This window comes from Streptomyces sp. NTH33 (assembly GCF_003236365.1).
Classification (GTDB): Bacteria; Actinomycetota; Actinomycetes; order Streptomycetales; family Streptomycetaceae; genus Streptomyces.
Genome location: NZ_POTZ01000086.1, coordinates 1 through 19,643, shown reverse-complemented (window position 1 = coordinate 19,643; position 19,643 = coordinate 1). Strand labels below are relative to the sequence as shown.

Below are 19,643 nucleotides of genomic sequence, written 5' to 3'. Positions count from 1 at the left end.
CCCATTACCCACCCCCGCCCGACACCCGAAGAAGTCCTCACCGCATCCAACGAGCACCCTGGTCAAAGGTCACGCATTCGAGACCAGAACGCCCGTCGCCCTGCCGCCTGCCGCCCCGCGCACCGCCATCGCGACACTCGCTCCTGCGCACCAGAACACGCTCGACCACTGTCAACCGGCAACGGTTCACAACCCTCGCGGGACCGGCGCGGTGTCGACTGGGAGTTCACGTATCCGAGCAGTGACGGTGGGTGCAAGCACCCCAGGATCCTCGCGCAGGTCAGGTGCTGGAGCCGCAGCCGGGCCGAGCCGGAGGACGGCTCGCAGACCTGGCGCTACCCGCTCAGGGTGCACAACTACAACCTGCTGGCCGGACGGGACTGGTACGACCCGCGCTTCCTGTTCCTCGTCATCGTCCCCGACGACCGGAGCGCGTGGGTCGAGGTGAGCCGCGGAGCCGCCGCGTCCGGATGATCCTCGGCCCCGAGGATTACCGACTATCTTGCAGAAAGCCCCGGCCTTCAGGCCGGGGATGAATGCGGCAAGGCCGCTTTCGCTCACCGCGAGGGGCACGAGGTGGCGGTGCGCGGAGACCTGGTGGTCCAGGGCGGCAGAGCCCGGCTGGAGCCGGTCAGCGCGTTCACGGTGGTGCACACGAACGACTGATCCCGAGGTCCGTACGGTCGGGGGCGTGCGGCCGGAGTCACCTCCCATGACTCCGGCCGCACCCCGTATCCGTGTCACCTGCCGAGGTGCCCGAAGAGCAGGCTGCCCGGGGAGTTCAGGTTCGGGGAGTAGAAGAACTCCCTGACCGCGCGGATGAACTCGTGCCGGCTGATGGTTCCGTCGCCGTCGAGGTCCATCTCGTGGAACGCCTCCACGGCGTCCGGGGAGGTGATGTCCCACACCTTCAGGTACCGCTGGAACTCGTCCTTGCTGATGGTGTTGCCGCCGTCGATGTCCATGACGTCGAAGATGGCGTGCGAGAGGCCCTCGACCATGTTGAAGCGGCTGATGTCGACGCTCGCCGCACGGTTCGCGTGGTGGTACTGCTCCTTGTCCAGGCGGCCGGTGCCGTCCGCGTGGCGCAGCAGCTCCATCCAGTACATCTGGTACATGGCCGTCAGCGCCTGCGCCCTGCGGTCCTCCCTGCTGATGTTGTAGGCGCTCAGGTAGCGGTCGATGATCCGCTGGTAGTCGCTCCAGTCGACGTAACCGTCGCCGTCGCTGTCGGTGGCGTTGAACATCGCGTCCAGCTTCACGGCGATCGGGTCGAGGGTGGCGGTGGCCATGGGCGTCCTCTCGTGGGGGGTGGCGTGGTGGTGCGCTTCTGCGGACCGGCCCGAGGCTAGCCACGAGATCATCAGAAAAGGCCACAAAAGGTTCGCGTTGGCGCCATGATCACCCGATGACGCGAACTGTCTGCCGGACGGCCCAGCTCACTTCGTGTGCGCGGACGAGGCGCGGCTCCGGCCGTGCGGCCAGGGGTCCGCGTTTGAGTCATGCCGCTCCCGGGGTATTCTCCCCGGTCCGATTGGCCAGCGCCGTGTTCACTGTGGCAGACTGTCCGAGTTGCTCGGTCGAGCGTTGATGCCGCGCGCCTCCCGCCGGGAGGACCGGAAGCGAGTCCCACGGTACTCGTCGTCCTAACTGCCTCACGGCAGCGCTGGGGCGGACGTACGGGAATCTTCCGGGAAGTGTGGGTGCGACGCCGGCCAGGCGCCCGGTGGGTCTTCAGCCCCCGGCTCGCGGTTGTGGCAGGCCGTTGCAATCCCGCAGGGGTGTTCGAAACAAGGGGCATCTGTGTCAGCGGGACTGCGACACGCCCGACCGCGTGGGTCGGAGGAAAGTAAGGGAACACCGGGTTCCAGAGCGTGAGAAGAGACAGGACTACGGAGTAGCCATGGCGGGACAGAAGATCCGCATCCGGCTCAAGGCCTACGACCACGAGGTCATCGACTCCTCGGCGAAGAAGATCGTCGAGACGGTGACCCGCACTGGTGCGTCGGTCGCGGGCCCGGTGCCGCTGCCCACTGAGAAGAACGTGTACTGCGTCATCAAGTCGCCTCACAAGTACAAGGACTCGCGCGAGCACTTCGAGATGCGCACGCACAAGCGCCTGATCGACATCCTCGACCCGACCCCCAAGACCGTTGACTCTCTGATGCGACTCGACCTCCCGGCCGGTGTCGACATCGAGATCAAGCTCTGAGGCGCGGTGATCTGAGAGATGGCTAAGCAGATCAAGGGCATCCTGGGCGAGAAGCTCGGTATGACGCAGGTCTGGGACGAGAACAACCGTGTCGTCCCGGTCACCGTCGTCAAGGCCGGGCCGAACGTCGTCACCCAGGTCCGTACCAACGACGTCGACGGCTACGAGTCCGTCCAGCTCGCCTTCGGCGAGATCGACCCGCGCAAGGTGAACAAGCCCCTCAAGGGCCACTTCGCGAAGGCCGACGTCACCCCCCGTCGTCACCTCGTCGAGATCCGCACCGCGGACGCCGCCGAGTACACGCTCGGCCAGGAGATCACCGCCGAGGTGTTCGAGGCCGGCGTCAAGGTCGACGTCACCGGCAAGAGCAAGGGCAAGGGCTTCGCCGGTGTCATGAAGCGCCACAACTTCGGTGGCCTCGGCGCGGGCCACGGTGCCAAGCGCGTGCACCGCGCCCCCGGCTCCATCGGTGGCTGCGCCACCCCGGGCCGCGTGTTCAAGGGCCAGCGCATGGCGGGCCGTATGGGCAACGAGCGGGTCACCACCCAGAACCTGACCGTCCACGCCGTTGACGCGGAGAAGGGTCTGCTGCTCATCAAGGGCGCGGTTCCCGGTCCGAACGGCGGCCTCGTCCTGGTCCGCACCGCGGCCAAGGGGGCCTGAGGTAACCGATGAGCACTGTTGACATCCTTTCGCCGGCCGGCGAGAAGGCCGGTAGCGTCGAGCTCCCCGCGGAGATCTTCGGCGTCGAGAAGGTCAGCATCCCGCTGATCCACCAGGTCGTCGTCGCACAGCTGGCCGCTGCCCGTCAGGGCACCCACAAGACCAAGACCCGCGGCGAAGTCCGTGGCGGTGGCCGCAAGCCGTACCGCCAGAAGGGCACCGGCCGCGCCCGTCAGGGCTCGGTCCGCGCGCCGCAGTTCGCCGGCGGTGGCGTCGTCCACGGCCCGCAGCCGCGCGACTACTCGCAGCGGACCCCGAAGAAGATGAAGGCCGCGGCCCTGCGCCACGCCCTCACCGACCGGGCCCGCCACAACCGCATCCACGTCGTCACCGGCGTGATCGAGGGCGAGACCCCCTCCACCAAGGCCGCCAAGAGCCTGTTCGGCAAGATCAGCGAGCGCAAGAACCTGCTGCTCGTCGTCGACCGCTCCGACGAGGCCGCGTGGCTGTCCGCCCGCAACCTGCCCCAGGTCCACATCCTGGAGCCGGGCCAGCTGAACACGTACGACGTTCTCGTCTCGGACGACGTGGTCTTCACCAAGGCCGCTTTCGAGTCCTTCGTCGCCGGCCCGAACAAGGCCAACGACAACGAAGGGAGCGAGGCCTGATGGCTACGCGTCACCCGAGCATCGCCTCCAAGGCGGCCAAGGCCGCCAAGGCCGCGCGTGTCGCCAAGGCGCGCCGCCACGCCGCCGAGGGCAAGAACACCGTCGAGACCCCGCTGAGCAAGTCGTACACGGACCCCCGTGACGTCCTGATCAAGCCGGTCGTCTCGGAGAAGAGCTACGCACTCCTCGACGAGAACAAGTACACGTTCGTCGTCGACCCGCGTGCCAACAAGACCCAGATCAAGGAGGCCGTCCAGGCGGTCTTCGAGGTCAAGGTCACCGGGGTCAACACGATCAACCGTCAGGGCAAGCGCAAGCGGACCAAGACCGGTTTCGGCCAGCGTGCCGCCACCAAGCGCGCGATCGTGACCCTCGCCGAGGGCGACCGTATCGACATCTTCGGCGGTCCGACCGCCTGACGGCGGTTCGGAGCGTCCAGATAGTCCGGATCATTTCCGAGGACTGAGAGACAATGGGTATCCGCAAGTACAAGCCGACGACTCCTGGCCGTCGTGGCGCCAGCGTCGCCGACTTCGTCGAGATCACGCGGTCCACGCCGGAGAAGTCGCTGGTCCGTCCCCTGCACAGCAAGGGCGGCCGTAACAATTCCGGTCGTGTGACCGTCCGCCACCAGGGCGGCGGCCACAAGCGCGCCTACCGCGTGATCGACTTCCGTCGTCACGACAAGGACGGCGTGCCGGCGAAGGTCGCGCACATCGAGTACGACCCCAACCGCACCGCGCACATCGCGCTGCTGCACTACGCCGACGGCGAGAAGCGCTACATCATCGCGCCGCGCGGCATGCAGCAGGGCGACCGCGTCGAGAACGGTCCCGGGGCCGACATCAAGCCGGGCAACAACATGGCCCTGCGCAACATGCCGGTCGGTACCACGATCCACGCGATCGAGCTCCGCCCCGGCGGCGGCGCCAAGATCGCCCGTTCGGCCGGTGCCTCCGTGCAGCTGCTCGCGAAGGAGGGCTCGATGGCCCACCTGCGCATGCCGTCCGGTGAGATCCGCCTGGTCGACGTCCGCTGCCGCGCCACCATCGGCGAGGTCGGCAACGCCGAGCAGTCGAACATCAACTGGGGCAAGGCCGGCCGCAAGCGCTGGCTGGGCGTCCGCCCGACCGTGCGTGGTGTGGTCATGAACCCGGTGGACCACCCGCACGGTGGTGGTGAGGGCCGTACCTCCGGTGGTCGCCACCCGGTGTCCCCGTGGGGCAAGAAGGAAGGCCGTACTCGTTCGCCCAAGAAGGCGTCGAACAAGTACATCGTCCGCCGCCGCAAGACGAACAAGAAGCGCTAAGGACGGGTTGAGATGCCTCGTAGCCTGAAGAAGGGGCCCTTCGTCGACGACCACCTGATCAAGAAGGTGGACGCCCAGAACGAAGCCGGCACCAAGAACGTCATCAAGACCTGGTCCCGCCGCTCGATGATCGTCCCGGCCATGCTGGGCCACACGCTCGCGGTGCACAACGGCAAGACCCACATCCCGGTGTTCGTCACCGAGTCGATGGTCGGCCACAAGCTCGGCGAGTTCTCGCCGACGCGCACCTTCCGGGGTCACGTCAAGGAAGACCGGAAGTCGAAGCGCCGCTAAAGCGGATCGCATTCAGACACGTAAGTAACTGAAGGGACAACCATGGAAGCCAGGGCCCAGGCGCGGTACCTCCGCGTCACGCCCATGAAGGCCCGCCGCGTGGTGGACCTCATCCGTGGCATGGACGCCACGGAGGCCCAGGCCGTCCTGCGATTCGCTCCGCAGGCAGCCTCGGTTCCGGTGGGCAAGGTGCTCGACAGCGCCATCGCCAACGCCGCGCACAACTACGACCACACCGACGCCGACAGCCTCTACATCTCCGAGGCGTACGTCGACGAGGGCCCGACCCTGAAGCGGTTCCGTCCGCGTGCCCAGGGCCGCGCCTACCGGATCCGCAAGCGGACCAGCCACATCACCGTGGTCGTCAGCAGCAAGGAAGGAACCCGGTAATGGGCCAGAAGGTAAACCCGCACGGGTTCCGGCTCGGTGTCACGACCGACTTCAAGTCGCGTTGGTACGCCGACAAGCTGTACAAGGACTACGTCAAGGAAGACGTCGCCATCCGCCGGATGATGACGTCCGGCATGGAGCGCGCCGGCATCTCCAAGGTGGAGATCGAGCGCACCCGTGACCGCGTCCGCGTGGACATCCACACCGCGCGTCCGGGCATCGTCATCGGCCGCCGTGGCGCCGAGGCCGACCGCATCCGCGGCGACCTCGAGAAGCTCACGGGCAAGCAGGTCCAGCTGAACATCCTCGAGGTCAAGAACCCCGAGACCGACGCTCAGCTCGTGGCCCAGGCCGTCGCCGAGCAGCTCTCCTCCCGCGTCTCCTTCCGCCGTGCCATGCGCAAGAGCATGCAGTCGGCGATGAAGGCCGGCGCCAAGGGCATCAAGATCCAGTGCGGTGGCCGCCTCGGCGGCGCCGAGATGTCCCGCTCGGAGTTCTACCGCGAGGGCCGCGTGCCCCTGCACACGCTCCGCGCGAACGTGGACTACGGCTTCTTCGAGGCCAAGACGACCTTCGGCCGCATCGGTGTGAAGGTCTGGATCTACAAGGGCGACGTCAAGAACATCGCCGAGGTCCGCGCCGAGAACGCCGCTGCCCGCGCCGGCAACCGCCCGGCCCGTGGTGGCGCCGACCGCCCGGCCCGTGGTGGCCGCGGTGGCGAGCGGCGCGGTCGCAAGCCGCAGCAGCAGTCGGCTCCCGCCGCCGAGGCCCCCAAGGCCGAGGCTCCGGCCGCCTCTGCTCCGGCTGAGAGCACCGGAACGGAGGCCTGACCGACATGCTGATCCCCCGTAGGGTCAAGCACCGCAAGCAGCACCACCCGAAGCGCAACGGTATGTCCAAGGGTGGAACGCAGGTTGCGTTCGGCGAGTACGGCATCCAGGCGATGACCCCGGCGTACGTGACGAACCGCCAGATCGAGGCGGCTCGTATCGCCATGACCCGCCACATCAAGCGTGGCGGCAAGGTCTGGATCAACATCTACCCGGACCGCCCGCTGACCAAGAAGCCCGCCGAGACCCGCATGGGTTCCGGTAAGGGTTCGCCGGAGTGGTGGGTCGCGAACGTCAAGCCCGGACGCGTGATGTTCGAGCTGTCGTACCCCAACGAGAAGATCGCCCGTGAGGCGCTGACCCGTGCGGCCCACAAGCTGCCGATGAAGTGCCGGATCGTCAAGCGCGAGGCAGGTGAAGCGTGATGTCGGCCGGTACCAAGGCGTCCGAGCTGCGCGAGCTGGGCAACGAGGAGCTTCTGGGCAAGCTCCGCGAGGCCAAGGAAGAGCTGTTCAACCTCCGCTTCCAGGCGGCGACCGGTCAGCTCGAGAACCACGGCCGTCTGAAGGCGGTCCGCAAGGACATCGCGCGGATCTACACCCTGATGCGCGAGCGTGAGCTGGGCATCGAAACGGTGGAGAACGCCTGATGAGCGAGAGCAACGTGACTGAGAACAAGACGGAGCAGCGCAGCTTCCGCAAGACCCGTGAGGGTCTGGTCGTCAGCGACAAGATGGACAAGACCGTCGTCGTCGCCGTCGAGGACCGCGTCAAGCACGCGCTGTACGGCAAGGTCATCCGCCGTACCGAGAAGCTCAAGGCACACGACGAGCAGAACGCCGCGGGTGTCGGCGACCGCGTCCTCCTGATGGAGACCCGGCCGCTGTCCGCGACGAAGCGCTGGCGCGTCGTCGAGATCCTCGAGAAGGCGAAGTAAGAAGCGGGGGCCCGGCCCCCGCTGACCCCCGCTGGGGGCTCCACCACGCGGTGGGCAGCCCCCGGCGTGGGTTTCCGCCCGCACAGAGGCACAAGTAATTCCTGCGGGAACGACCCGCAGGACAGTTCCGCCAGGCTCGCAGGGCCGCCCGTGAAGGGCCCTGCGGGAACCGGCAGACGATCAGGAGATAGACGTGATCCAGCAGGAGTCGCGACTGCGTGTCGCCGACAACACGGGAGCGAAGGAAATCCTTTGCATCCGTGTGCTCGGTGGCTCCGGTCGCCGCTACGCGGGCATCGGTGACGTCATCGTCGCCACCGTCAAGGACGCGATCCCCGGTGGCAACGTGAAGAAGGGTGACGTCGTCAAGGCGGTCATCGTTCGCACCGTCAAGGAGCGCCGCCGCCCGGACGGCTCGTACATCCGCTTCGACGAGAACGCCGCCGTCATCCTCAAGAACGACGGCGACCCTCGTGGCACCCGTATCTTCGGCCCCGTGGGCCGTGAGCTGCGCGAGAAGAAGTTCATGAAGATCATCTCCCTCGCGCCGGAGGTGCTGTGAGCATGAAGATCAAGAAGGGTGACCTGGTCCAGGTCATCACCGGCAAGGACAAGGGCAAGCAGGGCAAGGTCATCGCCGCTTACCCGCGCGACGAGCGTGTCCTGGTCGAGGGTGTCAACCGGGTCAAGAAGCACACCAAGGCCGGTCCGACCGCCCGCGGTTCCCAGGCCGGCGGCATCGTCACCACCGAGGCGCCGATCCACGTCTCCAACGTCCAGCTGGTCGTGGAGAAGGACGGCAAGAAGGTCGTGACCCGCGTCGGTTACCGCTTCGACGACAACGGCAACAAGATCCGCGTTGCCAAGCGGACGGGTGAGGACATCTGATGACGACCACCACCGTGACTCCGCGTCTGAAGCAGAAGTACAGGGGCGAGATCGTCCAGAAGCTGCGTGACGAGTTCAAGTACGAGAACGTCATGCAGGTCCCGGGCCTCGTCAAGATCGTGGTCAACATGGGTGTGGGCGACGCCGCCCGCGACTCCAAGCTGATCGAGGGCGCCATCCGCGACCTCACCACGATCACCGGTCAGAAGCCGGCCGTCACCAAGGCCCGCAAGTCCATCGCGCAGTTCAAGCTGCGCGAGGGCCAGCCGATCGGTGCCCACGTCACGCTCCGTGGCGACCGCATGTGGGAGTTCCTGGACCGCACCCTGTCGCTCGCGCTGCCGCGCATCCGCGACTTCCGCGGCCTGTCCCCCAAGCAGTTCGACGGCCGTGGCAACTACACCTTCGGTCTCACGGAGCAGGTCATGTTCCACGAGATCGACCAGGACAAGATCGACCGTGTCCGGGGTATGGACATCACCGTGGTCACCACGGCGACCAACGACGAAGAGGGCCGCGCCCTTCTCCGTCACCTCGGCTTCCCGTTCAAGGAGGCGTGAGCGAGATGGCGAAGAAGTCCCTTATCGCGAAGGCTGCTCGCAAGCCCAAGTTCGGTGTGCGTGGCTACACCCGCTGCCAGCGCTGCGGTCGTCCGCACTCCGTGTACCGCAAGTTCGGCCTGTGCCGCGTGTGCCTTCGTGAGATGGCTCACCGTGGCGAGCTGCCGGGCGTGACCAAGAGCTCCTGGTAATCCGGGCTGTTCCGGACCCCCAGGACTCTCGGTAAGCAACTGGGACGGCAGGAGGCCCGCTCCGCATGCCTTAGGCTTGCGGGGTTGGGCACCTGCCGTGCCGTACGACTTACTACGCCGTAGGTCCACCGCGCCGCACCCGTCCCGTCTCGGATCGGGGAGAGGGATGGCGCACCAGGAAACCCCGGCGAGAGAGGCCGAAGGCCAATTCATGACCATGACTGATCCGATCGCAGACATGCTCACACGTCTGCGGAACGCGAACTCGGCGTACCACGACACCGTGTCGATGCCGGCGTCCAAGATCAAGTCCCACATCGCGGAGATCCTCCAGCAGGAGGGCTTCATCACGGGCTGGAAGACCGAGGACGCCGAGGTCGGCAAGAACCTCGTCCTCGAGCTGAAGTACGGCCCGAACCGTGAGCGCTCCATCGCGGGCATCAAGCGGATCTCCAAGCCCGGTCTCCGGGTGTACGCGAAGTCCACCAACCTGCCGAAGGTGCTCGGCGGCCTCGGCGTGGCGATCATCTCCACGTCCCACGGGCTCCTCACCGACAAGCAGGCCGGCAAGAAGGGCGTGGGTGGGGAAGTCCTCGCCTACGTCTGGTAACGGAAGGGAACGGAGGAAACAGCTATGTCGCGCATCGGCAAGCTCCCCATCGCGGTTCCCGCCGGCGTGGACGTCACCATCGACGGCCGTACGGTCTCGGTCAAGGGCCCCAAGGGCGAGCTGACCCACACCGTCGTCGCGCCGATCGAGATCGTCAAGGGCGAGGACGGCACCCTGCAGGTGACCCGCCCCAACGACGAGCGTCAGAACAAGGCCCTGCACGGCCTGTCCCGCACGCTGGTGGCGAACATGATCACCGGCGTGACCCAGGGTTACGTGAAGAAGCTCGAGATCAGTGGTGTCGGTTACCGCGTGACCGCCAAGGGCTCGAACCTGGAGTTCGCGCTCGGCTACAGCCACCCGATCACCGTTGAGGCGCCCGAGGGCATCACCTTCAAGGTGGAGACCCCGACCCGCTTCCAGGTCGAGGGCATCGACAAGCAGAAGGTCGGCGAGACCGCGGCCAACATCCGCAAGCTGCGCAAGCCCGACCCGTACAAGGCCAAGGGCGTCAAGTACGAGGGTGAAGTCATCCGCCGCAAGGTCGGAAAGGCGGGTAAGTAAGCCATGGCATACGGGCAGAAGATCCTCAAGGGCGACGCCTACAAGCGCGCCGCGATCAAGCGCCGCCACATCCGGATCCGCAAGAAGGTCTCCGGTACGGCGGAGCGCCCCCGTCTGGTCGTGACCCGCTCCAACCGCCACATCGTGGCGCAGGTGATCGACGACCTCAAGGGCCACACCCTGGCGTCGGCGTCCACCCTGGACAACTCGATCCGCGGTGGCGAGGGCGACAAGTCCGCGCAGGCCAAGCAGGTCGGTGCCCTGGTCGCCGAGCGCGCCAAGGCCGCCGGTGTCGAGGCCGTCGTGTTCGACCGTGGTGGCAACCAGTACGCCGGGCGCATCGCCGCCCTGGCGGACGCCGCCCGCGAGGCCGGACTGAAGTTCTGAGTCGCCCGTCGCGGCAGCGACTGATCGTTGCTGCGAGCTAGCGGAAACAGAGAGAGGTAATTCCAATGGCTGGACCCCAGCGCCGCGGTGGCGGTGCCGGTGGCGGCGAGCGGCGGGACCGGAAGGGCCGTGACGGCGGCGCAGCTGCCGCCGAGAAGACCGCGTACGTCGAGCGCGTCGTCGCGATCAACCGCGTCGCCAAGGTTGTGAAGGGTGGTCGTCGCTTCAGCTTCACCGCGCTGGTCGTGGTGGGCGACGGTGACGGCACCGTGGGTGTCGGATACGGCAAGGCCAAGGAGGTGCCGGCCGCCATCGCCAAGGGTGTGGAGGAGGCCAAGAAGCACTTCTTCAAGGTCCCCCGGATCCAGGGCACCATCCCGCACCCGATCCAGGGTGAGAAGGCTGCCGGCGTCGTGCTGCTCAAGCCCGCGTCGCCCGGTACCGGCGTGATCGCCGGTGGTCCGGTGCGCGCCGTGCTCGAGTGCGCCGGTATCCACGACGTGCTGTCGAAGTCGCTCGGCTCCGACAACCAGATCAACATCGTGCACGCCACGGTGGAGGCCCTCAAGGGCCTGCAGCGTCCCGAGGCGATCGCGGCCCGCCGCGGTCTGCCGCTGGAGGACGTGGCCCCCGCGGCCCTGCTGCGTGCGCGTGCCGGGGCGGGTGCGTAATCATGGCGCAGCTCAAGATCACGCAGGTCAAGTCCTACATCGGCAGCAAGCAGAACCACCGCGACACCCTGCGTACGCTCGGGCTCAAGAAGCTCGGCGACGTGGTCGTCAAGGAGGACCGTCCCGAGTTCCGCGGCATGGTGCACACCGTCCGCCACCTCGTGACGGTCGAGGAGGTCGACTGATCATGGCGGAGCAGAACCCGCTGAAGATCCACAACCTCCGTCCCGCCCCCGGCGCCAAGACCGCCAAGACCCGTGTGGGTCGTGGTGAGGCGTCGAAGGGTAAGACGGCCGGTCGTGGCACCAAGGGCACCAAGGCCCGCTACCAGGTTCCGGAGAGCTTCGAGGGCGGCCAGATGCCGCTGCACATGCGCCTCCCGAAGCTGAAGGGCTTCAAGAACCCGTTCAAGACCGAGTACCAGGTCGTGAACCTCGACAAGCTGGCCGCGCTCTACCCCGAGGGCGGCGAGGTGACGGTCGAGGACCTGGTGGCCAAGGGCGCCGTTCGCAAGAACAGCCTCGTCAAGGTCCTCGGCCAGGGCGAGGTCTCCGTGGCGCTGCAGGTGACGGTCGACGCCGTCTCCGGCTCCGCCAAGGAGAAGATCACCGCCGCCGGCGGTACCGTCACCGAGCTCGTCTGACACCCTCGGACGTCTCGATGACATGAACGATCCCGACCGGGGATACCTCACAATGAGGTATCCCCGGTTGGTCGTTCCAAGGGGGGCAGTGTCGCCGGTAAGGTGGCCTGCACTGTTCTTTTCCGTCGAACCTCAAGACCGTCACCCTTGACGCACTTGCGTGGGGGGTCGCAGGAGGCACCGTGCTCACCGGCTTCGCCCGGGCGTTCAGGACGCCCGACCTGCGCAAGAAGCTGCTCTTCACGCTCGGCATCATCGTGGTGTACCGAGTCGGTACCCACATCCCGATTCCCGGCGTCAACTACCAGGCCGTCCAGCAGTGTGTGAAGGAGGCCTCGGGCAACCAGGGTCTCTTCGGCCTGGTGAACATGTTCAGCGGCGGCGCACTGCTGCAGATCACGGTCTTCGCGCTGGGCATCATGCCGTACATCACGGCGAGCATCATTCTGCAGCTGCTCACTGTGGTGATCCCGCGGCTGGAGGCCCTCAAGAAGGAGGGCCAGGCCGGTACGGCGAAGATCACCCAGTACACCCGTTACCTGACGGTGGCGCTCGCCGTCCTGCAGGGCACCGGCCTGGTGGCCACCGCCCGCAGCGGCGCCCTGTTCTCCGGGTGCACGGCCGCGGGCAGCATCGTCCCGGACCAGTCGATCTACAACACGATCGTCATGGTGATCGTCATGACCACCGGTACGGCCGTGGTCATGTGGCTGGGCGAGCTCATCACCGACCGCGGTATCGGCAACGGCATGTCGATCCTGATGTTCATCTCGATCGCCGCGACCTTCCCGTCCGCGCTGTGGGCGATCAAGAAGCAGGGCAAGCTCGCCGACGGCTGGATCGAATTCGGAACGGTCATTCTCGTCGGTCTGGTCATGGTCGGCCTGGTCGTCTTCGTCGAGCAGGCCCAGCGCCGCATTCCGGTGCAGTACGCCAAGCGCATGATCGGCCGCCGTTCCTACGGTGGTACGTCCACGTACATCCCGCTCAAGGTGAACCAGGCGGGTGTGATCCCCGTCATCTTCGCGTCGTCGCTGCTCTACATCCCGGCTCTGGTCGCCCAGTTCTCCGGGGGCAACTCGGGATGGAAGACCTGGATCCAGCAGAACCTGGTGAAGGGCGATCACCCGATTTACATCACTCTGTACTTCTTGCTCATCGTGTTCTTCGCGTTCTTCTACGTGGCGATCTCCTTCAACCCCGAAGAAGTCGCGGACAACATGAAGAAGTATGGTGGTTTCATCCCGGGCATCCGGGCTGGCCGACCGACCGCTGAGTACCTCTCGTACGTACTCAACCGGATCACCTGGCCGGGTTCGCTGTATCTGGGACTGATCGCTCTCGTACCGACAATGGCGTTGGTCGGGTTCGGCGCAAACCAGAACTTCCCCTTCGGCGGGACCAGCATCCTGATCATCGTGGGTGTCGGTCTCGAGACGGTGAAGCAGATCGAGAGCCAACTCCAGCAGCGCAATTACGAAGGGTTCCTCCGCTGATGCGAATCGTCCTCGTCGGGCCGCCGGGTGCCGGCAAAGGAACACAGGCCACACGCCTGGCCGAGAAGCTGCGCGTTCCGCACATCTCGACGGGCGACCTGTTCCGCGCCAACATCAGCCGGCAGACGGAGCTCGGCAAGCTCGCGAAGTCCTACATGGACGCGGGCACCCTGGTGCCCGACGAGGTCACCATCGCCATGGCCAAGGACCGCATGGAGCAGCCGGACGCCGAGGGCGGCTTCCTGCTGGACGGTTTCCCCCGCAACGTCTCGCAGGCCGAGACGCTGGACGAGCTGCTGCGGACCGAGGGCATCAAGCTGGACGCGGTCCTCGACCTCGAGGTGCCCGAGGAGGAGATCGTCAAGCGGATCGCCGGGCGGCGGATCTGCCGGAAGGACTCGGCGCACGTCTTCCACGTGACGTACAGCCCGTCGAAGGAGGAGGGCGTCTGCGACGTCTGCGGCGGGGAGCTGTACCAGCGGGACGACGACTCGGAGGGGACCGTCCGCAAGCGGCTGGAGGTCTACCACACGCAGACCGAGCCGATCATCGACTACTACAAGGCGCAGGGGCTGGTCGTGACGATCTCCTCGCTGGGGCCGGTGGACGAGATCACACGGCGGGCGCTGGGCGCGCTGAAGCGCGGCTAGCCGCGAAGTAGTCCGCTACGCCGGTTGCAGCCGCGGTTCCTCTGCGAGGGGCCGCGGCTGTGCTGTGGGGGCGGGTGCACTCGCCCGCGCCTGCCGGGTGCCGCGGCACCCACCCGTATTGTTGAAGGTGTCCGTCCTCTTTCCGGTCCGAGAAAGGCCGTAGTCCCCATGGTGCAGATCAAGTCCCCCGAGCAGATCGCCAAGATGCGTGAGGCGGGGCTGGTCGTCGCCGCGATTCACGCGGCCACCCGGGAGGCGGCGGTGCCCGGGGCGACCACCAAGGACCTGGACCGGGTGGCGCGCAAGGTGCTCGCGGAGCACAACGCCAAGCCGAACTTCCTCGGCTACGGCGGCTTCCCGGCGACGATCTGCACCTCCGTGAACGAGGTCGTCGTCCACGGCATCCCCTCCGACGACGTCGTCCTCAAGGACGGCGACGTCATCTCCATCGACTGCGGCGCGATCATCGACGGCTGGCACGGCGACGCGGCCTACACCGCCTTCGTGGGGTCCGGTCACGCCTCGGAGCTGGTCGAGCTCTCCCGGGTGACCGAGGAGTCGATGTGGGCCGGCATCGCGGCGATGCGGCAGGGCAACCGCCTCGTCGACATCTCGCGGGCCGTCGAGACGTACATCCGCCGCCAGCCGAAGCCGGGCGGCGGCCGTTACGGGATCATCGAGGACTACGGCGGCCACGGCATCGGCACCGAGATGCACATGGACCCGCACCTGCTGAACTACGTCGACCGCCGCCGCGGCAAGGGCCCCAAGCTGGTCCCCGGCTTCTGCCTCGCCATCGAGCCGATGGTCTCCCTCGGCACCCCGAAGACCCAGGTCCTCGAGGACGACTGGACGGTCGTCACGACGGACGGCACCTGGTCCTCCCACTGGGAGCACTCGGTGGCCCTGACGCCCGAGGGCCCCCTGGTCCTGACGGCCCCCGACGGGGGCAGGGCGAAGCTGGCCGAGTACGGCATCACGGCGGCACCGGATCCTCTGGCCTGACGGCGCCCGGGGCCGCGACCGCCGGCCTCCGACCGGCGGTGAGGAGAGGCCGGCGTCACGGTGGCGCCGGATCTCCTTGCATAAGGATCTCCGGAGTGGGGCAGGCTTTCTCGATTCGTGTTTCGCGGAGCGCTGACGTAGACTGACTCGTCGGCTCTTGTGTACCCGCATGCCTGCGCGCAGGAAGCGGTGTGGCGGGAGTCGATCAAGGTAGTCGATTCGAAGGGCGAAGCGTGGCCAAGAAGCAAGGTGCCATCGAGATCGAGGGCACTGTCGTCGAGTCTCTGCCGAACGCCATGTTCAAGGTCGAGCTCCAGAACGGCCACCAGGTCCTGGCACACATCAGCGGCAAGATGCGCATGCACTACATCCGCATCCTCCCTGACGACCGGGTCGTGGTGGAGCTGTCTCCGTACGACCTGACGCGTGGCCGGATCGTCTACCGGTACAAGTAGATCTGCCCGCACCCCGCACCCGCGGGGTGCGCATTCCGCTCCGGCGGGATGGTGGCACTGACCCGGAGAACCTCACCCCATGAAGGTCAAGCCGAGCGTCAAGAAGATCTGCGACAAGTGCAGGGTGATCCGCCGTCACGGCCGGGTCATGGTCATCTGCGACAACCCGCGCCACAAGCAGCGCCAGGGCTGACGCACGACCGACCGCACCCTCTGCATCACCATCGCAGGGATTCGCGCGACGCGAGCTGAATATGTTCATACGCAGGACCCGAGCGGAGCTCTCCGCTCGACACCCCCGGTTCGGAGGCCGGGGACCCGGTCCGTACCTGGTACGGCGGACTGGGAGCCGGTTCTGTGGAAGACCTCCGAAGATCAACTGGAGCCATTGAATGGCACGCGTTTCCGGTGTTGACATCCCGCGCGAAAAGCGCGTGGAGGTCGCCCTCACCTACGTGTTCGGCATTGGCCGGACCCTCTCCCAGCAGACGCTGGCCGCCACCGGCATCGACCCGAACACCCGCGTCCGCGAGCTGACCGAAGAGCAGCTCGTCGCGATCCGCGAGTACGTCGACAACAACATCAAGACCGAGGGTGACCTCCGTCGCGAGATCCAGGCCGACATCCGCCGCAAGGTCGAGATCGGCTGCTACCAGGGTCTGCGGCACCGCCGCGGTCTGCCCGTCCGCGGTCAGCGCACCAGCACCAACGCCCGTACCCGCAAGGGCCCGCGTCGCGCCATCGCCGGCAAGAAGAAGCCGGGCAAGAAGTAGTCCGCAGCGACACTCGCCGTCCAGCGGTCTTCGCTGTAGGACCGATCACCTCCCGTAGGAGTTTTCGACATGCCCCCCAAGGGACGTCAGGGCGCTGCCAAGAAGGTGCGCCGCAAGGAAAAGAAGAACGTCGCTCACGGCCACGCCCACATCAAGAGCACGTTCAACAACACCATCGTTTCGATCACCGACCCGTCCGGCAACGTGATCTCCTGGGCCTCCGCCGGCCACGTCGGCTTCAAGGGCTCCCGGAAGTCCACGCCGTTCGCCGCGCAGATGGCCGCCGAGTCGGCTGCCCGCCGCGCCCAGGAGCACGGCATGCGCAAGGTCGACGTGTTCGTCAAGGGTCCGGGCTCCGGCCGTGAGACCGCCATCCGTTCGCTGCAGGCGACCGGTCTCGAGGTCGGCTCCATCCAGGACGTCACCCCGACCCCGCACAACGGCTGCCGTCCGCCGAAGCGCCGCCGCGTCTGACGTTCGGCCTCGGCGGTCCGGCTTCCGGCTGGGGGTGTGGGGGTCGTCCCCCACGATTTCGCAGCACGGCTGCCGTCCGCCGAAGCGCCGCCGCGTCTGACGCGTTCGCCGCTTCACGGCAGTGGGTGTCCGGGCGGTACGGTCCGTATACGGGCCGTACCGCCCGTACCCTTGCAGTACCCGCACCTTGTTGTCCGGTGCGGCCTGGTCGGGCGTCATATAGCGGGCGCCCACGACTGAAGGATCTGATCCACACATGCTGATCGCTCAGCGACCCTCGTTGACCGAAGAGGTCGTCGACGAGTTCCGCTCCCGGTTCGTGATCGAGCCGCTGGAGCCGGGCTTCGGCTACACCCTCGGCAACTCCCTGCGCCGTACGCTCCTCTCCTCGATCCCGGGTGCGGCGGTCACGTCCATCCGCATCGACGGCGTCCTGCACGAGTTCACCACCGTGCCGGGCGTCAAGGAGGACGTCACCGACCTGATCCTCAACATCAAGCAGCTGGTCGTCTCCTCCGAGCACGACGAGCCCGTGGTGATGTACCTGCGCAAGCAGGGCCCGGGTCTGGTCACCGCCGCCGACATCGCGCCGCCGGCCGGTGTCGAGGTGCACAACCCCGACCTCGTCCTCGCCACGCTCAACGGCAAGGGCAAGCTGGAGATGGAGCTGACCGTCGAGCGCGGTCGCGGCTACGTCTCCGCCGTGCAGAACAAGCAGGTGGGCCAGGAGATCGGCCGCATCCCGGTCGACTCGATCTACTCGCCGGTGCTGAAGGTCACGTACAAGGTCGAGGCCACGCGTGTCGAGCAGCGCACCGACTTCGACAAGCTGATCGTCGACGTCGAGACCAAGCAGGCGATGCGTCCGCGGGACGCCATGGCCTCCGCGGGCAAGACCCTGGTCGAGCTGTTCGGTCTCGCCCGCGAGCTGAACATCGACGCCGAGGGCATCGACATGGGCCCGTCCCCGACGGACGCCGCCCTGGCCGCCGATCTCGCTCTGCCGATCGAGGAGCTCGAGCTCACCGTTCGGTCGTACAACTGCCTCAAGCGTGAGGGCATCCACTCGGTGGGTGAGCTCGTCGCTCGTTCCGAGGCGGACCTGCTGGACATCCGCAACTTCGGTGCGAAGTCCATCGACGAGGTCAAGGCGAAGCTGGCAGGGATGGGGCTGGCCCTGAAGGACTCCCCGCCCGGATTCGACCCGACCGCCGCGGCGGACGCGTTCGGCGCGGACGACGATGCGGACGCAGGCTTCGTCGAGACCGAGCAGTACTGAGAGCTCGGGGTCGACTGCCTGATCTTGGGTGCGGGTGCGCTGTGGCTGGTCGCGCCCACGCGGCGGAGCCGCATATCGACTCCGTCCCGCGCCCCTTCCAGGTGCCCCTCCGGGGGCACCTGGATCTCCGACGGGCAAACCCGCCCGCTCGGATACTGACCCCGGTACCTGGTACGGCCGGGGCAGACACACAGGAGAAGAACCATGCCGAAGCCCGCCAAGGGTGCCCGTCTGGGCGGCAGTGCCGCGCACGAGAAGCTGATGCTCGCGAACCTCGCGAGGTCGCTGTTCGAGCACGGCCGTATCACCACCACCGAGGCGAAGGCCCGCCGCCTGCGCCCGTACGCCGAGCGTCTGATCACCAAGGCGAAGAAGGGCGACCTTCACAACCGCCGTCAGGTGCTCCAGGTCATCACGGACAAGGGCATCGTCCACACGCTCTTCACCGAGATCGGCCCGCGGTACGAGAACCGTCCCGGTGGCTACACCCGTATCACCAAGATCGGCAACCGCCGTGGCGACAACGCGCCCATGGCTGTCATCGAGCTGGTCGAGGCGCTGACGGTGCAGCAGAAGGCCGTGGGTGAGGCCGAGGCCGCCACCAAGCGTGCGGTCAAGGAGGCCGAGGCCAAGGTGGAGGAGCCGAAGGCCGAGGAGACCAAGGCCGAGGAGGCCCCGGTCGAGGACGCCAAGGCCGGCGAGGCCGCTGCCGAGGAGTCCAAGGACGCCTGATCGGTACGCTCTCGTGCTTGAGCGGGTCCGCCCCCTGCGGGGCGGGCCCGCTTTCGCGTACGCGCGTACGTGTGTGCTCGCGCACCTGAGAGGATCTGTACGTGAGTGACGAAGTACAGCCCGGTTGTGTCCGCGTCCGTCTCGACCTGTCGTACGACGGCACCGGGTTCCACGGCTGGGCCAAGCAGGCCGGCGGTCGGCGGACCGTGCAGGGGGAGATCGAGGACGCGCTGCGCACGGTCACGCGGTCGACGCGGACGTACGAGCTGACCGTGGCCGGGCGCACCGACGCCGGGGTGCACGCGCGGGGTCAGGTGGCCCACGTGGACCTGCCCGAGCAGGTGTGGCGCGAGCACCACGAGAAGCTGCTGAAGCGGCTCGCCGGACGGCTGCCCCGGGACGTGCGGGTCTGGGCCCTGCGCCCCGCGCCCAGCGGCTTCAACGCCCGTTTCTCCGCCGTCTGGCGCCGCTACGCCTACCGCGTCACCGACAACCCCGGCGGCGTCGACCCGTTGCTGCGGAACCACGTCCTCTGGCACGACTGGCCGCTCGACGTCGACGCCATGAACGAGGCCGCCCAGCGGCTCCTGGGCGAGCACGACTTCGCCGCGTACTGCAAGAAGCGCGAGGGCGCGACCACGATCCGTACGCTGCAGGAGCTGAGCCTTCGGCGCGGGGACGACGGGATCATCACCGCCACCGTCCGGGCCGACGCGTTCTGCCACAACATGGTGCGCTCGCTCATCGGGGCGCTGCTGTTCGTGGGGGACGGGCACCGTGCGCCCGACTGGCCCGGGAAGGTCCTGGCCGCGGGGGTGCGGGACTCCGCCGTGCATGTCGTACGGCCGCACGGGCTGACCCTGGAGGAGGTCGGGTACCCGGCCGACGAGCTGCTGGCCGCGCGGAGCCGCGAGGCGCGCAACAAGCGGTCGCTGCCGGGGGCGGGCTGCTGCTGAGGGGCCG

33 protein-coding genes are annotated in these 19,643 nt (G+C 67.3%); 32 read left to right on the top strand and 1 reads right to left on the bottom strand.

What is annotated here, in order from left to right; translation table 11 throughout:
* Positions 1–3 precede the first annotated feature (3 nt).
* On the top strand, positions 4–474 hold the full coding sequence (locus C1I97_RS42460) for a DUF4365 domain-containing protein (RefSeq protein WP_111003155.1): 471 nt from the start codon (positions 4–6) through the stop codon (positions 472–474).
* Positions 475–740: 266 nt separating this feature from the next.
* Here the strand turns inward: C1I97_RS42460 and C1I97_RS11695 are convergent, their stop codons facing one another.
* The gene (locus C1I97_RS11695; protein WP_111003154.1) at positions 741–1,292 is read right to left on the bottom strand and encodes an EF-hand domain-containing protein; all 552 of its coding nucleotides are present in this window, start codon (positions 1,290–1,292) and stop codon (positions 741–743) included.
* A gap of 611 nt (positions 1,293–1,903) precedes the next feature.
* Here C1I97_RS11695 and rpsJ point away from each other — a divergent pair.
* The 31 genes from rpsJ (at position 1,904) to truA (ending at position 19,636) form a co-directional block, all read left to right on the top strand.
* The gene (gene rpsJ / locus C1I97_RS11690) at positions 1,904–2,212 is read left to right on the top strand and encodes a 30S ribosomal protein S10 (protein ID WP_003948644.1); all 309 of its coding nucleotides are present in this window, start codon (positions 1,904–1,906) and stop codon (positions 2,210–2,212) included.
* Between the two features lie 18 nt (positions 2,213–2,230).
* Entirely contained in the window at positions 2,231–2,875 is a 645-nt protein-coding gene (gene rplC / locus C1I97_RS11685; protein ID WP_111003153.1) for a 50S ribosomal protein L3, read from the top strand.
* A gap of 8 nt (positions 2,876–2,883) precedes the next feature.
* Complete coding sequence (rplD, locus tag C1I97_RS11680; protein ID WP_111003152.1) at positions 2,884–3,543, top strand: 50S ribosomal protein L4; 660 nt, start codon at positions 2,884–2,886, stop codon at positions 3,541–3,543.
* The gene (gene rplW / locus C1I97_RS11675; RefSeq protein WP_111003151.1) at positions 3,543–3,962 is read left to right on the top strand and encodes a 50S ribosomal protein L23; all 420 of its coding nucleotides are present in this window, start codon (positions 3,543–3,545) and stop codon (positions 3,960–3,962) included. Before rplD ends, rplW begins: the two co-directional genes overlap by 1 nt.
* 53 nt (positions 3,963–4,015) lie before the next feature.
* On the top strand, positions 4,016–4,852 hold the full coding sequence (gene rplB / locus C1I97_RS11670; RefSeq protein WP_111003150.1) for a 50S ribosomal protein L2: 837 nt from the start codon (positions 4,016–4,018) through the stop codon (positions 4,850–4,852).
* Positions 4,853–4,864: 12 nt separating this feature from the next.
* Entirely contained in the window at positions 4,865–5,146 is a 282-nt protein-coding gene (gene rpsS / locus C1I97_RS11665) for a 30S ribosomal protein S19 (RefSeq protein WP_023547380.1), read from the top strand.
* 42 nt (positions 5,147–5,188) lie between these two features.
* Positions 5,189–5,536 (top strand): 50S ribosomal protein L22, encoded by a 348-nt coding sequence (gene rplV, locus C1I97_RS11660; RefSeq protein ID WP_111003149.1) that lies wholly within the window; start codon positions 5,189–5,191, stop codon positions 5,534–5,536.
* Complete coding sequence (gene rpsC / locus C1I97_RS11655) at positions 5,536–6,366, top strand: 30S ribosomal protein S3 (RefSeq protein WP_073951488.1); 831 nt, start codon at positions 5,536–5,538, stop codon at positions 6,364–6,366. The genes rplV and rpsC overlap by 1 nt, the downstream gene beginning before the upstream one ends.
* 5 nt (positions 6,367–6,371) lie before the next feature.
* Positions 6,372–6,791: a 50S ribosomal protein L16 gene (rplP, locus tag C1I97_RS11650; protein WP_111003148.1), complete on the top strand. Its 420-nt coding sequence runs from the start codon at positions 6,372–6,374 to the stop codon at positions 6,789–6,791.
* The gene (rpmC, locus tag C1I97_RS11645) at positions 6,791–7,015 is read left to right on the top strand and encodes a 50S ribosomal protein L29 (protein ID WP_018564811.1); all 225 of its coding nucleotides are present in this window, start codon (positions 6,791–6,793) and stop codon (positions 7,013–7,015) included. The genes rplP and rpmC overlap by 1 nt, the downstream gene beginning before the upstream one ends.
* Positions 7,015–7,302: a 30S ribosomal protein S17 gene (gene rpsQ / locus C1I97_RS11640; protein ID WP_073951487.1), complete on the top strand. Its 288-nt coding sequence runs from the start codon at positions 7,015–7,017 to the stop codon at positions 7,300–7,302. Before rpmC ends, rpsQ begins: the two co-directional genes overlap by 1 nt.
* 193 nt (positions 7,303–7,495) lie before the next feature.
* The gene (rplN, locus tag C1I97_RS11635) at positions 7,496–7,864 is read left to right on the top strand and encodes a 50S ribosomal protein L14 (RefSeq protein WP_003998823.1); all 369 of its coding nucleotides are present in this window, start codon (positions 7,496–7,498) and stop codon (positions 7,862–7,864) included.
* 2 nt (positions 7,865–7,866) lie between these two features.
* On the top strand, positions 7,867–8,190 hold the full coding sequence (gene rplX / locus C1I97_RS11630) for a 50S ribosomal protein L24 (protein WP_111003147.1): 324 nt from the start codon (positions 7,867–7,869) through the stop codon (positions 8,188–8,190).
* Positions 8,190–8,750 carry a 50S ribosomal protein L5 gene (rplE, locus tag C1I97_RS11625; RefSeq protein ID WP_073951485.1) on the top strand — a complete coding sequence of 187 codons (561 nt, stop codon included), beginning with the start codon at positions 8,190–8,192 and terminating at the stop codon, positions 8,748–8,750. Before rplX ends, rplE begins: the two co-directional genes overlap by 1 nt.
* Positions 8,751–8,755: 5 nt before the next feature.
* Positions 8,756–8,941: a type Z 30S ribosomal protein S14 gene (locus C1I97_RS11620; RefSeq protein ID WP_024491590.1), complete on the top strand. Its 186-nt coding sequence runs from the start codon at positions 8,756–8,758 to the stop codon at positions 8,939–8,941.
* Positions 8,942–9,152: 211 nt separating this feature from the next.
* Positions 9,153–9,551, top strand: a complete 399-nt coding sequence (rpsH, locus tag C1I97_RS11610) for a 30S ribosomal protein S8 (RefSeq protein WP_111003146.1) — start codon at positions 9,153–9,155, stop codon at positions 9,549–9,551.
* Positions 9,552–9,575: 24 nt separating this feature from the next.
* Positions 9,576–10,115: a 50S ribosomal protein L6 gene (gene rplF / locus C1I97_RS11605; protein ID WP_111003145.1), complete on the top strand. Its 540-nt coding sequence runs from the start codon at positions 9,576–9,578 to the stop codon at positions 10,113–10,115.
* Positions 10,116–10,118: 3 nt separating this feature from the next.
* Positions 10,119–10,502 (top strand): 50S ribosomal protein L18, encoded by a 384-nt coding sequence (gene rplR / locus C1I97_RS11600; RefSeq protein ID WP_111003144.1) that lies wholly within the window; start codon positions 10,119–10,121, stop codon positions 10,500–10,502.
* Between the two features lie 65 nt (positions 10,503–10,567).
* The gene (rpsE, locus tag C1I97_RS11595) at positions 10,568–11,173 is read left to right on the top strand and encodes a 30S ribosomal protein S5 (RefSeq protein ID WP_073951481.1); all 606 of its coding nucleotides are present in this window, start codon (positions 10,568–10,570) and stop codon (positions 11,171–11,173) included.
* Positions 11,174–11,175: 2 nt separating this feature from the next.
* On the top strand, positions 11,176–11,358 hold the full coding sequence (gene rpmD / locus C1I97_RS11590; RefSeq protein ID WP_073951480.1) for a 50S ribosomal protein L30: 183 nt from the start codon (positions 11,176–11,178) through the stop codon (positions 11,356–11,358).
* Between the two features lie 2 nt (positions 11,359–11,360).
* Entirely contained in the window at positions 11,361–11,816 is a 456-nt protein-coding gene (gene rplO / locus C1I97_RS11585; RefSeq protein ID WP_073951479.1) for a 50S ribosomal protein L15, read from the top strand.
* A gap of 182 nt (positions 11,817–11,998) precedes the next feature.
* Complete coding sequence (gene secY / locus C1I97_RS11580; protein WP_111003143.1) at positions 11,999–13,312, top strand: preprotein translocase subunit SecY; 1,314 nt, start codon at positions 11,999–12,001, stop codon at positions 13,310–13,312.
* The gene (locus C1I97_RS11575) at positions 13,312–13,962 is read left to right on the top strand and encodes an adenylate kinase (RefSeq protein ID WP_111003142.1); all 651 of its coding nucleotides are present in this window, start codon (positions 13,312–13,314) and stop codon (positions 13,960–13,962) included. Before secY ends, C1I97_RS11575 begins: the two co-directional genes overlap by 1 nt.
* Positions 13,963–14,130: 168 nt before the next feature.
* Entirely contained in the window at positions 14,131–14,967 is an 837-nt protein-coding gene (map, locus tag C1I97_RS11570) for a type I methionyl aminopeptidase (RefSeq protein WP_111003141.1), read from the top strand.
* Positions 14,968–15,200: 233 nt separating this feature from the next.
* On the top strand, positions 15,201–15,422 hold the full coding sequence (infA, locus tag C1I97_RS11565; protein WP_003948620.1) for a translation initiation factor IF-1: 222 nt from the start codon (positions 15,201–15,203) through the stop codon (positions 15,420–15,422).
* A gap of 79 nt (positions 15,423–15,501) precedes the next feature.
* On the top strand, positions 15,502–15,615 hold the full coding sequence (gene rpmJ, locus C1I97_RS11560; protein WP_003974245.1) for a 50S ribosomal protein L36: 114 nt from the start codon (positions 15,502–15,504) through the stop codon (positions 15,613–15,615).
* A 199-nt stretch (positions 15,616–15,814) separates the two neighbouring features.
* Positions 15,815–16,195: a 30S ribosomal protein S13 gene (rpsM, locus tag C1I97_RS11555; protein WP_073951475.1), complete on the top strand. Its 381-nt coding sequence runs from the start codon at positions 15,815–15,817 to the stop codon at positions 16,193–16,195.
* Between the two features lie 69 nt (positions 16,196–16,264).
* Positions 16,265–16,669: a 30S ribosomal protein S11 gene (gene rpsK, locus C1I97_RS11550; RefSeq protein ID WP_003956432.1), complete on the top strand. Its 405-nt coding sequence runs from the start codon at positions 16,265–16,267 to the stop codon at positions 16,667–16,669.
* 256 nt (positions 16,670–16,925) lie between these two features.
* Positions 16,926–17,948, top strand: a complete 1,023-nt coding sequence (locus C1I97_RS11545; RefSeq protein ID WP_003966937.1) for a DNA-directed RNA polymerase subunit alpha — start codon at positions 16,926–16,928, stop codon at positions 17,946–17,948.
* Between the two features lie 204 nt (positions 17,949–18,152).
* Entirely contained in the window at positions 18,153–18,680 is a 528-nt protein-coding gene (gene rplQ / locus C1I97_RS11540; RefSeq protein ID WP_111003140.1) for a 50S ribosomal protein L17, read from the top strand.
* A gap of 101 nt (positions 18,681–18,781) precedes the next feature.
* Complete coding sequence (gene truA, locus C1I97_RS11535) at positions 18,782–19,636, top strand: tRNA pseudouridine(38-40) synthase TruA (protein ID WP_111003139.1); 855 nt, start codon at positions 18,782–18,784, stop codon at positions 19,634–19,636.
* Positions 19,637–19,643: the final 7 nt, after the last annotated feature.